We start from the raw sequence: 13131 nt of genomic DNA on the forward strand, positions 1-13131 counted from the left end.
GTGTCGGAAGATTCCGGGCGGTGCCCACGTTGACGCTCGTATGGGTTGGAATGACGACGTCATAGAAACGTTCCGCAGCAGCAAGGGCACCGAGAACTACTGGGGTCCCAAGCTCATCGTCCTGCACTCCATCGGGGCCAAGTCCGGCGAGACGCGCCTGAACCCGGTGGTCGGCTTCCGCAACGAAGACGGCTGGCGGGTGGTGGCGTCGAAGGGTGGCACACCCGAGAACCCGGCCTGGTACCACAACCTGCGCGCGAACCCGTCGTTCGACATCGAGGCGCTCGTCGACGGGGAGGTCGTGACGGTGCCGGTGACGGCGACCGAGATCACGGGCGACGAGTGGCATGACGCGTACAGCGCCATCGCCGACGAGGAGCCCCAGTTCGGCGAGTACCTGACGAAGACCGATCGTCGCATCCCGGTCCTGCAGCTCACGCCTCGCGAGAACTGAGCGCCTTCAGCGCCCGGCTCGCCGGGCGATGATCGCCGCCTGCGACCGCTGGCCGTCGGTCTTCCTGACGTGCGATTCAACGACGTCGAACCCGACGGCGTCGAGGACTTCGCCGAGGTCGTCCACCGGCCAGCGGTACGCCGGGATGACGGCGTGATCGAACCGCTCGACCACCGGGCCCTCGAAGAACCCGATGAGCAGGGTCCCTCCGAGGCGGAGTGCGCGATGGAACTCCGTCAGCGGGATGCGTATCGCGTCGGGTTCACGGTGGATGAGGGAGTACCAGGCCAGGATGCCGCCGACCGTTCCCGATTCGCAGTCGAGGTCGTCGACGTCGCCGACTTCGAACGGCACCCCTGGGTATTCGCTCCGGGCACGGGCGATGAATTCGGGCACCTGATCCACGCCGCGGGCCTCATGGCCGAGTCTGGTGAGGAAGTCGGTCCACTGGCCCGGGCCGCAGCCGGCGTCGATCAGGGGACCCTCCACATCGTGCGCCCAGGTCGAGACGAGCAGTCGATCCGATGGATGCACGGCATCCATCGACCCGAACAGGTCGGTGTACTCCGCTGCCCGCCCCGAGTACGCCTCGCCGACCTGGTTGTTCACACGACGGAGTCTAGGAGGCGGCCGTTGCCCGACCGGTCGAAGGCAGCGGCCGATCCTCGTCTACTGTCGAGTCGTGCCTTCCCGCAGCATCTACGTCGAGACCGTCATCTCGGCAGACGTGGATGCGGTGTGGACGGCGACGCAGGGTCCGTCGCAGCACGTCCGCTGGGACATCCGGTTCTCTGAGATCGCACCGACCGGCGTCACGGACGGCGGTGCCGCGCGCTTCGAGTACGCGCGCCGAACGTGGTTCCACACGGTCCGCGGCACGGGCGTGAGCCTCGGCGAGGTGTCCCGCCCCGGCGGCATCCGCACGTCGGCGCTGCGCTTCTCGACTCGGGATCGATGGTCACCGATCCGTTCGGGTCGCGGGTACTGGCGGTACGAGCCGGTGCCCGGCGGCATCCGCTTCATCACCGGGTACGACTACGAGGCCGGCTGGGGACCACTCGACGTGCTCGTCAGGCCGTTGCTCGGGTGGGCGACGGCCTGGAGCTTCGATCGGCTCCGGATCTGGCTCGAGTACGGCCGCCCACCCGAGCGCTGGCCGCTGGCGAGCGTCGCCTGGTTCTGGCGCCCGGATCGGCCGAGGGCGTCGAGGTGCCGGCGTGCACCCCGAGGAGGGCGCCGACATGCCGACCACTTGAGCTCGGCGCCGGCGACCCTCGCGCAACTGCCCGACCCGGGGGTGACTCGATGATGTCGATGTTCGAGCAGGCGCTCGGTGCTCAGCAGTTCGCGCGGCTGCATCCGATGATGCAGCGCCGGTTCGGCGTGGGACTGGCGCGCGGTGAGGCGTGCGTCGGCCGCGGCGTCATGACCGAGATCCGGCGCGGGCCGTGGTGGACGGTTCCGTTCCTGCAGGTCGGGCGGCTTCGCAACATCCTGGTGCCGGATGTCGGGACCGACGTCCCGTTCACGATCGAGAACTACCCCTACGTCGACCCGTTCGGCCGCGAGACCGTCACGTTCGTACGCGAGTACGTCGTCGGCGGACGGCGGCGGCGGTTCAACGCGACGATGATCCTCGTCGGCGATCGGATCGTCGACTACCTCGGCACGCACCAGCACCTGGCCGTCGACCTCGACCTCGAGGTCGACGCCGACGGAGGGCTCCTCCTCACCTCGGGTGCGCAGCGGTTCTACGAGGGCGTCGTGGGCTTCCGGTTCCCGATGCTCCTCAGTGGTCGGGCGACGTTGCGCGAGCGATATGACGACGCCGACGAGCGGTTCCATGTCGCCCTCGAGGTGCGCAACGACCGCTTCGGCTTCCTGTTCGGCTACCACGGCAGCTTCACCTGCGAATGGATGCCGGTGGCGGATGCTCCCGCTCGGTTGAAGCCGGTGCGGCACGAGCTGCGCACCTGAGGCGCTTCGAGCGGCGAAACGCGGCACCTGGTCAGCCGTGGCGGGCGGACGAGTAGGTCTCCGCGTACAACCGGTCAGCGGCTATGGTCTGAGTGGTGACCAGAGTCGTTCTCATGTGCGGGCCAGCGGGTTCCGGGAAGTCGACCGTCGCCAGGCGGCTTGAGGCGCAGGGCATGGTGCGCCTCTCGTTCGACAGGGAAGCGTGGCAGCGGGGCATCCGCACGATGCCCCTCCCGGCCGACGTGCACGAAGTGATCGAGCAGGAACTCCGCACTCGCCTCATCGCGCTCGTTGCGGCCGGCGCAGACGTGGTTCTCGACTTCTCGTTCTGGTCCAAGCGTGCCCGTCTGGCGTATCGGGACTTGCTTCGCCCGCTCGGCGTGGTGCCCGAGACGATGTACATCGCGACGCCGCGAGCAGTCGCACTCGAACGCATGGCAGCACGCGGTCATGAGCATGCCGACGACTATGCGCTTCCCGCAGACGTCGCGGCCGAGTACTTCGACCACTTCGAGCCACCGACTGCCGATGAAGGTCCGCTGACCATCGTGGGCGCCGCCCAGGCGCAATAACCGATCGCGACTGTCCCGCGCCTCGGCGTCATCGACGTTGGGCTGGTGTGGATGCGGATGTTCGGTCGTCTGGCGATTGCGGCGCTCCGAACGTGCGGAGCACGTGCTCGAGGGTCGAGGTGAGGAGCTCCTGGGTCGTCTCGCGAGTGGCCTCGCCGCGCAGCCAGCGGCGGGTCGCGGAACGGTTCAAGCCGGTCCAGCATTCGAGCGCGTAGCGCAGGCGTGGCGAGTCTTCGGCGATGTCCGCGTGGAATGTCGCAACCAGTGCGACGGCGCGCCGCACCAATTCGGCGACCGCGCGCCGCACGTCGGGGTCGGCGATGTCCTCGCCGGGTGCGATCGTGCCGAGGTAGATCGCTCGGTTCTCCTGGGTCCATTCCAGCCACCGCGAGACCGAGTCCTCCACTCGCGCCCGAGTGGTTCGACCGACGGGTGGTCGCAGTTGTTCCTCACGCCCGGCGCCGATCCGTTCCAGGAGCGCGAGGTACACCTCCTTGCGACCGCCGAAGTAGTGATGGACGAGTCCGCGTGTCACACCGGCGGAAGTCGCGACGTCCTCGATCGAGACCCGCTCATAGCCGCGTTCGGCGAACAGCGTGTTCGCGGCGTCGAGGATCTGGTCGCGCCGCTCGGTGGGGCTCAGGCGAGTGTACGAGGGCGGGCGCTTCATGCTCCCAGCATAGAACAATTGACAAAACGTCAACAACGCTGTTAGCATATCGTCAATAACTTACCTGCGCGATGCTGAGCGGTACGTACGAGAGCTGGCTTCGCGCCCATCGAAAGGCACCATCCAGCATGCGCAAGCTCATCATCGGCGGCGTCGTGGCCGCGGCCGCGATCCTCACCCCCCTCGGTTTCGCCTCCTCGGCGAATGCCGCCGTCGCAGTCGACGGCACCGGCACCGGCTTCATCGGCAAGGGCGACGTGCAGACCGCGCTCGGCTACAACAACGCGCAGATGCAGTCCAACGCCGGCTCGCTGACGTTCACGACGTCCCAGGATGCGACTCAGGCCCTCACGCAGGTCGTCACCCAGTCGGGCACGCAGTCCGCCACCCAGTCGGCAGTCCAGTACGGCGTGGAACTCGGCAAGCAGAGCGCCACGCAGGTGATGACCCAGACGCTCTCCTGCGTCAAGACGAACGGCAACAACATTCAGCAGGTCCGCACCGGCACCCGCGCCGGCGACCGCACCGCGGAGCGTGTCGGCACTGCGATGGGCACCCGTGATGGGGTGCGCACCGGCACGGCGACTGGCACCCGCGAGGGCACGCGGACCGGCGATGTGACCGGCAAGGTCTCCGCCACCGTCGCCTACGACGCGCGTTCGCGCAACCAGATCACCGGGTTCACCCTGAAGGGCTTCGCCACCGGCGACCCGAAGTTCGTCGCGGACAGCGGCGAGCCCGCCTACGGCCCTGCGTCGTTCGGCGCCTACTCGTTCGGCGCCTACTCGTTCGGGGCGTACTCCTTCTCGGCGTACGAGTTCCAGCCGTACGTGTGGTCCGGCGACTTCAACTTCGGACCCACCACCTGGGACGCCGAGTTCGAGTCCGACCCGAACGCCAATCCCGACCTCTGCGTCGAGGGCAACAAGAACATCGTCCCCGGCAGTGTCCAGGACGTCGTCACCGAGGGGGCCGTCACCGTGAGCGACGATGTCACGGTTCTCGCCACGCTGAACGCCAATACCGTCGACGGCGAAATCAGCGATGGCGTCGTCACCGACGGCGAACCGGCATACGGAAGCGTGACCTCTGGCGCGGTGACCACGTCCGGCGCCATCACGGTATTCGTCAACGGCAAGGCTCTCTGAGCCACCGCACACCCAGCAGCTCGCCCCGCTTCGGAGGGGCGGGCTGCTTTGGTGTCCGCCCTCGAGCCGCAGTGCGGACCCCCGAGCGGAACTCACATGGGGTGTAGGAGGCTCCCGGCGGTCAGAGCTGACCGAGGATCTCAGCGCGCTTCGCCGCGTACTCCTCTTCGGTGATCTGCCTGTTCACCCGCAGTTGCTCCAGCTCTGCAAGCCGTGCTGACGCCGGCGCGGGCATGCCCGGCTGCGAAGGTGCGGCAATGCGCCTGCTCGCGACGACGGCGACGACGATCACGGCCGCCAAGACCGCCGCGACGACCAGCAGTACGGCCAAGATGATGAGGACATGCCAGCCCGCGAATCCGTAACCCATAGGCGCAGGCTACCGGCGCCGGCCACCGGCGGCATCACTGGCGTGTAGCGGTGTCGTGCCCGAATGGTTATCGCGCACGCCGGTATTTAGGCGCACACTGGAGGTATGCGGAAGTTCCTCACGGCGATCAAGCATCACGAGCACCGCTTGGCGCCGACGACGTGGGTCGCCGGCATCGCCGCCGTTGCCTACGCGATCGTGCCGATCGACCTGATCCCCGAACTCGTGCTCGGCCCGCTGGGATTCGCTGACGACATCGGTATCTGGACGATCTTCGCCGTGCTCTTCATGCGTGAACAGCGGCGCTGGCAGGACAGCCTCGGACGGGCGTGACCGGGAGAAGCGGTTCCGCGACGATCGATCATCGATTCTGCACGGTGGCCCCTGTCGCCGTTCGTCTCGATGCCCTCACGAACAGACGCGTACCCGACGTCCGTCGAAGCTCACGATGTCGCCGAGCTGCAACTGTCGCCCGCGTCGGCGGTCGACCTCGCCGTTGACGGCCACGTTCCCCTCGGCGATGGCGACCTTCACGTTTCCCCCGGAGTCGAGGAGTCCGGCGAGCTTCAGGAACTGCCCGAGGCGAATGACTTCATCGCCGATCGGGACGTCCTCGATGGGGATCGGGTTCGTCATCCCAGAATGCTAGTCGGGGGAGGCGAACGGAGCGCGCCGTGCCGCTACATCGACTGGGTGAGGAAGTAGACGGCGAAGCCGCAGTACGCGATCCAGGATGCCGTCGTGAGGATCGTGTTCGCGAGGATCAGTTTCCACGCACCTAGGCGTTGTCGAATGGCCCGCCGCTCGGACCCGACCACCAGCCGCGAGTAGATCGAGGGCACGTTGACCACGATGGCCAGTACTCCGGAGACCACGGCGAAAGCGCCGAAGGCGAGCAGGCCCCTCTCTCCCAGTAGGCCGGGAGCCGAGCCGGGTTGATCGCTCCAGCCGCCGACCAGGGCCGCGACGAACACCACGAGAGCTGCCAGCATGGCGACCGACGTCGTCAGCGACGCACGCTGCCGGAACATGCCGAAGCGCATGGCATGCTCGCCGAGCTCGGGTTCGCCGGCTGGGCGGGGTTTGTCATCGTGCCGACTCCGCCATGCGCTCACCTCACGCGCGACGACCGCCACGACGGTGTACGGGATCGCGACGTACGCGGCCGTCATCCCCACGTACAGGGTCGCGAGCAACGCGGGGGTGAATCCGAAGACCGCGAAACCCACCCCGAGGATCAACAGCGTGATGGCGACCGTCGCGAGCGGGCCCGGACGGCGGCCTGCCTGACGCCGCTCGGTCAGTGCATCGGTCACGCAGTCTCCCTGTGGCTCGGTGCCCGGAGCGAAGCCCGATCCGGTCCTCTCATCGTGCCTCGCGAGACGGAATTCCCGGTCGAGAACACCTCGAATCCAGACGCAGCGCGAAGGCTCACACGACAGCGTCGGCGGGCCGACGGTCTCCTCGCGTGTTCGGGGTGCTGATCACGAGGAAACGAGCGTCACTGGCACCCGGATTGAAGAACCGGTGCGCCAGCCCCTGGGGTATCTCGACGCCCTTGCCGGGCCCCAGCTCTACATTGCCCTCGGCAGTCTGCATCTGCGCTACACCCTCGAGGAGGTAGAAGAACTGCATGGCAGCGTCATGCACGTGCCACTCCTCACCTGCACCGGGAGGCACGCGCTCCTCGATGACCGACAAGCCGGGACGGTCAAGCAGTCGCCAACCATCGGACGCACCGCCCCAGACGTAATGTTCGACGTTGGTGATGTCGACCGAGCTGCCCATTGTTCGAGTCTCTCAGATCGCCCTTCGACGCCCGAGAGATGCGATCGACTCTCTCCGCGTCGATGCACTCGCTGATGCTCAGAGCACCGGTAGCGCGGGTCTCGCGGGCTGCAGCGTGTGGACACGAAATAATGAAGTATGTCTTCCTCTGTCGAACGCCGCTCCAATCCCACTGCATGGGCCGCCTTCTGGTGCGCGCTCGCGGGCCTCGTGCTCATGCCCATCCCCCTCTTCATCGGCCTGATCGTCGGCGGCGGCCTCTCGATCATCGCTGCGGTCCTCGCCGTGATCGCCCTCTTCAAGGGCCTCGCACGCGACGGCAAGGGCATCGCGCCGGTCGTGTTCGCCGCGATCTTCATCGCGCTCACCTGGGCCGGCATCTCGGTCGGCGGGGGCACGATCTGGTAGGTCTCTCGTGCACGCGCTCGCGTCAAGCCGGCAACCGAGGTCATCACCCGTCGAGGCTGACGGGCGTTGACAACGTCGTGACTACTCCGTAGGACGACGACGGCGACCGTTCATCCACTGGGTCGGCCGCTGTTCAGCCGCCCTTCGGCGAGTTGTCGCTGTCGTGGTCGCGGGCGGCGCCACGGAGAATGGCGGGCCCCTGGTCGATCCCGTGGCTGGTGAGGCCGTAGAAGGCGGGCAGGAGGAGGAAGATCACCGACGCCACCAGCGGGTTGATGAGGACCCCCGCCGTTCCCGCTGCCAGGTACAGCACCACCCCGACGACGGCCCGGGGGCGCTCACGCGCGAAGTATGAGTCATCCACCTCTTCCTTGGTGAGGTCGGGATGCCGCGCCAAGTGGGAGAAGAACACCAGCCATGACAGGCACAGCAGCGCCCCGATGATCGCGTAGAGCCCGACCGCGACGCGCTCGTCCGCCAGGTTGCCAGTCCTGGCGGTCTCGGCGATGACCGCCGTCGGCCAGGGCACCAGCGCGAGTGTCGCGAGGATCCCCAGATTCGCCCACTGCAGGCCGCGGTCCATCTCCTGGATGCGAGCGAAGGCGGCCTTGTGGTTCAACCAGATCACGGCCAGATAGATGTACGAGGCGGCATACGCCAGATACGTCGGCCACTCTCCCAGCAGGGCGGCCAGCAAGCCACCTGGCTCGGAGTCAGGCGGCCTGAGATCGAGCACGAGGAGCGTGATGACGATCGCGATGATCGCGTCGCTGAACGCCACCGCGCGGCTCGTGTCCGAACGGGTTGCCGTACTTCCCTGGTTTCGCATGCGGTCTCGTGGATCCCGCCGAGAAGCGCCCTCGGGTCGGAATGCCGCCTACCTTAGGCACGTCCGATCGAGGCCTGGAGGGCCTTCACAGCCATCGACGACGGGAGTACAGTGCGCCCCGCCCGGCGCTACTCCTCGGACGTTTCGCGGCTCGCGGCGGCGACGTACTTGTGGAGCAGTCGGGCGAACTCCAGCCGTTCGTCGTCGTCCCAGTCCTTGGTGATGTATTCGAAGGCGCGGCGCTGCTGCTGCCGGGAGTTCGCGAGCACCTCACGCCCGCGGGACGTGAGACGCAGGGTGATGCTGCGCCCGTCGGTCTGGGAGGCCACGCGTTTGACCAGCCCGTCGGTGACGCACGACGCTGCCAGGCGACTGACTGCGGTTCGTTCCATTCCCATTGCGGCCGCCACCGCGTTGACGCTCAGCAGTCCGTCCGACTCCTCCACGATCGCGAGCAAGAGGTCGCGGCGCACGTCGGTTCGAGCCACGGGTGCGTCGATCGGCACGCTGCTCGTGCGCCGCCGCAATCTCGAGAAGGCCGTCCCGATGGACTCGAGCAGTTCGTCGTCGGTGGGGTTGGTCGCAGCAGCGTCGTCATGGCTCGTCATCGGACCTCCTAGGTATGTGCATTATGCACATATGTGCTATTCTACACGTAGATGAGGCCGCCGCCCGGTGCTCTCTCGTGGATGGATGGAAGAAGTCGTATGCGTACTGCAATTGTCGCCGGTCGGGTCTTCGACGGCACCGAGATCCTCGGCCCGAAGACGGTGGTCATCACTGACGGGCTCATCGAGGCCATCGGTGACCAGACACCCGCAGACGCACAGGTGGTCGAGGCGCCCGGCGCGACTCTGCTGCCCGGTCTCATCGACGCCCACGTGCACACTGATCCCGCAGGGCTGCGTTTGGCATTGCAGTTCGGCGTGACGACGGAGCTCGAGATGCAGGGAGCGAACACTGCCCGGGACCGCACGCACATCACTCAGGATGACACCCTCGCCGACGTGCGTTCCGCCGGATTCGGTCTCACACCTCCCGGCGGGCACCCCGAGGAGCTGTTCCCCAAGGACTTCAACCCCCAGCGAGGCGGTGGCCGTGGGGGCCCCGGTGGCCGTCCCGGCGCTCCTGAACGCGTCGACCCCATCGTGCGCGCGAAGGTCACCACGCCCGAGGAGGCAGTCGACGTCGTCGGTCAGCTCGCCCGGGCCGGCTCGGACTACATCAAGTTCATGGTCGACGACGGCAGCGTGGAGGGACATCCCGGCCTGCCGATGCTCGACCAGGCGACGCTGAACGCCGGGGTCGCCGAAGCCCACAGACTCGGCATGCTGACGGTCGCCCACGCGCTCACCATCGAGGCCACCCGGATGAGCATCGAGGCGGGCATCGACGGCCTGGCGCACCTGTTCATGGACCGTCCGCACACGCCCGAGATCGTCGAGGCCATCGCACAGTCGGGCGCCTTCGTCATCGCCTGCGTGGTGCTCGACGCCTCGATGATGGGCATCACCGGCTCGGCGCTCGCGGACGACCCCCGGGTCGCCGGCAAGCTCTCCCCGGAGTGGGACGCGACCCTGCGCAGCAGCTTCAACCACTACCCGCAGGGTCGGCTCGAAGACGTTCTGGCCACCGTTCGTGCTCTGGAGGCCGCCGGAGTCGACCTCCTCATCGGCACCGACGTGTCCCAGCCGCTGCCCTTCCTCGGTGGTCTCGCGCACGGCGCGAGCGTGCATCAGGAGCTGCAGTACTTCGTCGATGCCGGGCTGGCCCCGACGACGGCGCTCAGCGCTGCCACGGCGGTGACGGCTCGTCGTTTCGGTCTCACCGATCGGGGCACGATCTCCGTGGGCCAGCGCGCCGACCTCCTCCTGGTCGACGGCGATCCCACCACCACGATCAGCGACACGTTGAACGTCCGCGACGTCTGGCGTCGCGGCATCCGTCAGCCGGCAGCCTGAGGCGCGGGAGGCCGGTCAGTAAACTGCCGAGAATGAACTCGCCGGCGGTCCTTGCACGCGTGTCCGCCGCGCGTTTCGGCGTCGCGATGCTCTTCGTCGCGAACGCGTTGGTGTTCGCGACGATCGTGACCCGGTATCCGGAGTTGAAAGACCGGTTCGACCTCACCGAATTGACGTTCGGCTTGATGGTGGCGTGCGGCCCGCTGGGTTCGATAGTCGGGAGCATCATCGCGGGTCGGCTGGTCGCACGCCTGGGTGCCGTACCAGTTGCTGTGACGTCTTCCGTGCTGCTCGGCGTCTTGCTCACGGTGGCCGGCTTCACGAGCGGGCCGATGATTCTCGGCGCGGTGTTGTTCGTCATCGGCTTCGCGGATGCAACAGGCGACGTCGGGAACAACGCGCACGGGCTTGCGATACAGCGACTGATGGGCCGATCCATCATCAACGGCCTGCATGGGGCCTGGAGTGCCGGGGCGATCGCCGGCGCCCTCCTCGGAGCGGGTGCGCTCCGGTATGCGTTGCCCATCGAGATCCATCTGCCGGCCATGGGAGCGATCATCGTCATCGGCAGTGTCTGTGCGCTCCCGCTTGTGCGCCTGCCCACGGCGCCGTCGTCGCAGACGCGGTCGCCGTCTCATCGGAGAAGTCGGTTCAGTGCGATGCTCATCGCCGCGTGCGCCATAGCCGCCATCGGCGGGTTCCTCGAAGACGTCGGTTCCACATGGGGTGGGGTTTACGTGGTCTCCGAAACCGGCGCCAGCGTCGCCGAAGCAGCGATCCCCTTCGTCGCCTTGATGGGCGCTCTCACGCTGGGCAGATTCACCTCTGATGCACTCGTCGACTGGATCGGATCTGTCGGCACACTCCGGGTCGGCTCGGTGGCCGCCCTCGTCGGACTGCTCACCGCTACCTTCGCGCCCGAGACGTGGGTCGTCGCCGTTGGACTCGGGATCCTCGGCCTGGGGATCGCTCCAATGATCCCGCTCGCGATGGATGCCGCCGACCGGGCTCCCGGCCTCGATACCGGCGCAGGCCTGGCGGCCGCGGCGACCGTGATGCGAGTGGGCCTCCTCGCCTCGCCGTTGCTGGTTGGAGCGCTCGCCGAGTGGGCCGGCCTTCGGGTGGCGATCGCCGCCTGCCTGCTCGTTCCCGCGGTGGCGCTGGTACTTGCGGGATCGGTGCGCAACGCCGAACCGGTCGCAGCCTCGGGCGTACCCGACGTCAATCGCTGAAGCATGGGCGGCAACCCCCACGCCAGTTCGTGGGACGACGCCTGACCGACGTCTCGGTCGTCGAACTCGCTTTCCTGACCCGCACCTGAGATCTCAGCCTCCGTCCGCTCAGATTCGCCTTCAACCTAGAGGGCGCCGTCATCCTCGTCGCGCGCATCGGCGGCGCGGGCGATGAGCACGGGCTCCTCCTCGAGGCAAAGATCGATGATGCCGCGGAGAAGTCCTCCGAGGCTGGTCGAGTTCAGCAGACGGAATCGGTCGTACTCGCCGAGCGGAGCGATCGCGGCGAGCTGCCAGGCGGACTCCACCGGATCGTCGGAAAGGGTCGTCCCGGGATCCCATCGAGCCTCATCGAGCGCAGAGGCGAGGGTAGCGAGGCGGCGCACCACCTGTTCCGCTTCGCGGTGGAGCGGTGCGAGCGCGTCGTCCCAGACGAGCGGGGCCAGCGTGGACACCTCGGCCACCGGGTGCGGGTCGTCCTCGCGCCAGCTGTTGACTGAGATCCGCTCCCCGCCAACCGCGACCACGTAGACGTCCGCCGCGTCCGCCTCGATTTGCAGGATGCGCGCCATCGTGCCGATCGAGGCGCGCTCATCGCCACCGCCGGCCTCGAGCCCGCGCTCGATGAGCACCACCCCGAATTCAGGGTCTTCCTGGTCGAGCAGATGTCCCATCATGGTGAGGTAGCGCGGCTCGAACACCCTCAGCACCAGCGGTGTGTATGGGAACAGCACACTGCCCAGCGGGAACATCGCCACGCCATCCATGGGCACCAGTCAATCAGCCGCACCCCTTCTCAGCACGGCTGTCATGACCCTTGCGGGCGGGATCCAACCCCATGGGCCGGATCGGCGATCGGTTCGCGGAGCTATCGAATCGCTGTGATGTAGACGGCTGTGCCTTGCGCGAGCGCCTGAAACGTCTGGTAGGCCATCCAGACATATCCGTCGCTTCCCCAGTCGGAACCGAAGCTGTTCTGGATCAGCACCGCCTGCGTCGTGTCGTCATAGCCGATGATCAACATGCAGTGCCCGACCAGTTGGTCGTTTGGCTTCGTCGCGAAGATGCCGTTGCCGACATAGGGGTTGGGCGTGCCGTCGTACTTGGCGAAGTCGGTGTAGAGCCGCGTGCCATAGGCGAGCGCGTACCCCTGCGAGATGATGTTGCGGATGTTGTTCAGCCCGGTCTCGCCGAGCACGCTGACGTTCGACCACGCGGTCGGCTGGAAGTTCGTATCGGGAGAGAGTTGCGCAGTGCCGTAGGCCGTCCAGACTGCGTCGCAGGCGCTGGAACCGGGCGGGGGCTCGGGAGCCGCCTGCATCGACGGTGTGCCGCCATTGCTGTTCAGGAATTTCAGGCAGGCGATGATCTGGCCGCCGGTGCACGTGTCGACAGGGATGGAGGACTGCCCGAGCATCTTGACATACGTGTAGTAGGGACTCGCTTGCTGCGCGCTGGATTGGGGATCGGTGATCAGCCCTGCCTGCGCCGCGGCGAACGTGGTGAGGCCATACGTTGAAGACCAGACGAAGCAACTCGGCGTGTTCTGTTTTCCCACGGGCGGCAGGAAGGCGGCGTTCACCATTGCGCTGGGCGGCAATGCGCCCACGGCTGGCGGCGCACTCACCGGGCCGGGTTCCGGCACGGTGGGGTCGTACCCGTAGTCCATCGTGTCGTGGATCGTGGCCATTGGAGACTCCCTCGTCGATTGCAGGCTGGGGA

19 protein-coding genes are annotated in these 13131 nt (G+C 67.3%); 9 read left to right on the forward strand and 10 right to left on the reverse strand.

Annotation, left to right across the window (positions count from 1 at the left end):
• Positions 1-40 precede the first annotated feature (40 nt).
• Positions 41-454, forward strand: coding sequence for a nitroreductase/quinone reductase family protein (locus AC1DZA_RS13200; protein ID WP_476773065.1), 414 nt, complete (start codon positions 41-43; stop codon positions 452-454).
• Positions 455-460: 6 nt separating this feature from the next.
• Here the strand turns inward: AC1DZA_RS13200 and AC1DZA_RS13205 are convergent, their stop codons facing one another.
• Complete coding sequence (locus AC1DZA_RS13205; RefSeq protein WP_476773066.1) at positions 461-1063, reverse strand: class I SAM-dependent methyltransferase; 603 nt, start codon at positions 1061-1063, stop codon at positions 461-463.
• A gap of 73 nt (positions 1064-1136) precedes the next feature.
• Between AC1DZA_RS13205 and AC1DZA_RS13210 the strand changes: the two genes are divergently transcribed.
• From AC1DZA_RS13210 to AC1DZA_RS13220, 3 genes are all read left to right on the forward strand, one after another.
• Positions 1137-1763: an SRPBCC family protein gene (locus AC1DZA_RS13210; protein WP_476773067.1), complete on the forward strand. Its 627-nt coding sequence runs from the start codon at positions 1137-1139 to the stop codon at positions 1761-1763.
• Complete coding sequence (locus AC1DZA_RS13215) at positions 1760-2431, forward strand: DUF4166 domain-containing protein (RefSeq protein WP_476773068.1); 672 nt, start codon at positions 1760-1762, stop codon at positions 2429-2431. The genes AC1DZA_RS13210 and AC1DZA_RS13215 overlap by 4 nt, the downstream gene beginning before the upstream one ends.
• Before the next feature lie 113 nt (positions 2432-2544).
• The gene (locus AC1DZA_RS13220) at positions 2545-3003 is read left to right on the forward strand and encodes a P-loop nucleotide/nucleoside kinase family protein (RefSeq protein WP_476773154.1); all 459 of its coding nucleotides are present in this window, start codon (positions 2545-2547) and stop codon (positions 3001-3003) included.
• Positions 3004-3031: 28 nt separating this feature from the next.
• Here AC1DZA_RS13220 and AC1DZA_RS13225 read toward each other — a convergent pair whose 3' ends face one another.
• Positions 3032-3673: a TetR/AcrR family transcriptional regulator gene (locus AC1DZA_RS13225; RefSeq protein WP_476773069.1), complete on the reverse strand. Its 642-nt coding sequence runs from the start codon at positions 3671-3673 to the stop codon at positions 3032-3034.
• Between the two features lie 128 nt (positions 3674-3801).
• On the opposite strand from AC1DZA_RS13225, the gene AC1DZA_RS13230 reads away from it, so the two are divergent.
• Positions 3802-4821 carry a hypothetical protein gene (locus AC1DZA_RS13230; protein ID WP_476773070.1) on the forward strand — a complete coding sequence of 340 codons (1020 nt, stop codon included), beginning with the start codon at positions 3802-3804 and terminating at the stop codon, positions 4819-4821.
• 121 nt (positions 4822-4942) lie between these two features.
• Here the strand turns inward: AC1DZA_RS13230 and AC1DZA_RS13235 are convergent, their stop codons facing one another.
• A complete protein-coding gene (locus AC1DZA_RS13235; RefSeq protein ID WP_476773071.1) occupies positions 4943-5191 on the reverse strand; it encodes an SHOCT domain-containing protein in 249 nt (82 codons plus the stop codon).
• A 105-nt stretch (positions 5192-5296) separates the two neighbouring features.
• On the opposite strand from AC1DZA_RS13235, the gene AC1DZA_RS13240 reads away from it, so the two are divergent.
• The gene (locus AC1DZA_RS13240; RefSeq protein ID WP_476773072.1) at positions 5297-5524 is read left to right on the forward strand and encodes a DUF1232 domain-containing protein; all 228 of its coding nucleotides are present in this window, start codon (positions 5297-5299) and stop codon (positions 5522-5524) included.
• A gap of 75 nt (positions 5525-5599) precedes the next feature.
• Here AC1DZA_RS13240 and AC1DZA_RS13245 read toward each other — a convergent pair whose 3' ends face one another.
• From AC1DZA_RS13245 to AC1DZA_RS13255, 3 genes are all read right to left on the reverse strand, one after another.
• Entirely contained in the window at positions 5600-5827 is a 228-nt protein-coding gene (locus tag AC1DZA_RS13245) for an RNA-binding S4 domain-containing protein (RefSeq protein WP_476773073.1), read from the reverse strand.
• A gap of 44 nt (positions 5828-5871) precedes the next feature.
• Positions 5872-6507, reverse strand: a complete 636-nt coding sequence (locus AC1DZA_RS13250) for a hypothetical protein (protein ID WP_476773074.1) — start codon at positions 6505-6507, stop codon at positions 5872-5874.
• A 115-nt stretch (positions 6508-6622) separates the two neighbouring features.
• Positions 6623-6979 (reverse strand): cupin domain-containing protein, encoded by a 357-nt coding sequence (locus AC1DZA_RS13255; protein ID WP_476773075.1) that lies wholly within the window; start codon positions 6977-6979, stop codon positions 6623-6625.
• Positions 6980-7117: 138 nt separating this feature from the next.
• On the opposite strand from AC1DZA_RS13255, the gene AC1DZA_RS13260 reads away from it, so the two are divergent.
• Entirely contained in the window at positions 7118-7387 is a 270-nt protein-coding gene (locus AC1DZA_RS13260; protein WP_476760642.1) for a hypothetical protein, read from the forward strand.
• A gap of 133 nt (positions 7388-7520) precedes the next feature.
• On the opposite strand, the gene AC1DZA_RS13265 is transcribed toward AC1DZA_RS13260, so the two are convergent.
• Together AC1DZA_RS13265 and AC1DZA_RS13270 are read right to left on the reverse strand one after the other, a co-directional pair.
• Positions 7521-8168 carry a TMEM175 family protein gene (locus AC1DZA_RS13265; RefSeq protein WP_476773076.1) on the reverse strand — a complete coding sequence of 216 codons (648 nt, stop codon included), beginning with the start codon at positions 8166-8168 and terminating at the stop codon, positions 7521-7523.
• A gap of 176 nt (positions 8169-8344) precedes the next feature.
• A complete protein-coding gene (locus AC1DZA_RS13270; RefSeq protein WP_476773077.1) occupies positions 8345-8824 on the reverse strand; it encodes a MarR family winged helix-turn-helix transcriptional regulator in 480 nt (159 codons plus the stop codon).
• 99 nt (positions 8825-8923) lie between these two features.
• Here AC1DZA_RS13270 and AC1DZA_RS13275 point away from each other — a divergent pair, with 99 nt between their 5' ends.
• Together AC1DZA_RS13275 and AC1DZA_RS13280 are read left to right on the forward strand one after the other, a co-directional pair.
• Positions 8924-10177 (forward strand): amidohydrolase family protein, encoded by a 1254-nt coding sequence (locus AC1DZA_RS13275; protein WP_476773078.1) that lies wholly within the window; start codon positions 8924-8926, stop codon positions 10175-10177.
• A gap of 32 nt (positions 10178-10209) precedes the next feature.
• Complete coding sequence (locus AC1DZA_RS13280; protein WP_476773079.1) at positions 10210-11409, forward strand: MFS transporter; 1200 nt, start codon at positions 10210-10212, stop codon at positions 11407-11409.
• 125 nt (positions 11410-11534) lie between these two features.
• On the opposite strand, the gene AC1DZA_RS13285 is transcribed toward AC1DZA_RS13280, so the two are convergent.
• Positions 11535-12176, reverse strand: a complete 642-nt coding sequence (locus tag AC1DZA_RS13285; protein ID WP_476773080.1) for an LON peptidase substrate-binding domain-containing protein — start codon at positions 12174-12176, stop codon at positions 11535-11537.
• Positions 12177-12277: 101 nt separating this feature from the next.
• Positions 12278-13099 carry a C1 family peptidase gene (locus AC1DZA_RS13290; RefSeq protein ID WP_476773081.1) on the reverse strand — a complete coding sequence of 274 codons (822 nt, stop codon included), beginning with the start codon at positions 13097-13099 and terminating at the stop codon, positions 12278-12280.
• Positions 13100-13131: the final 32 nt, after the last annotated feature.

This window comes from Agromyces sp. P2_B3 (assembly GCF_056404815.1).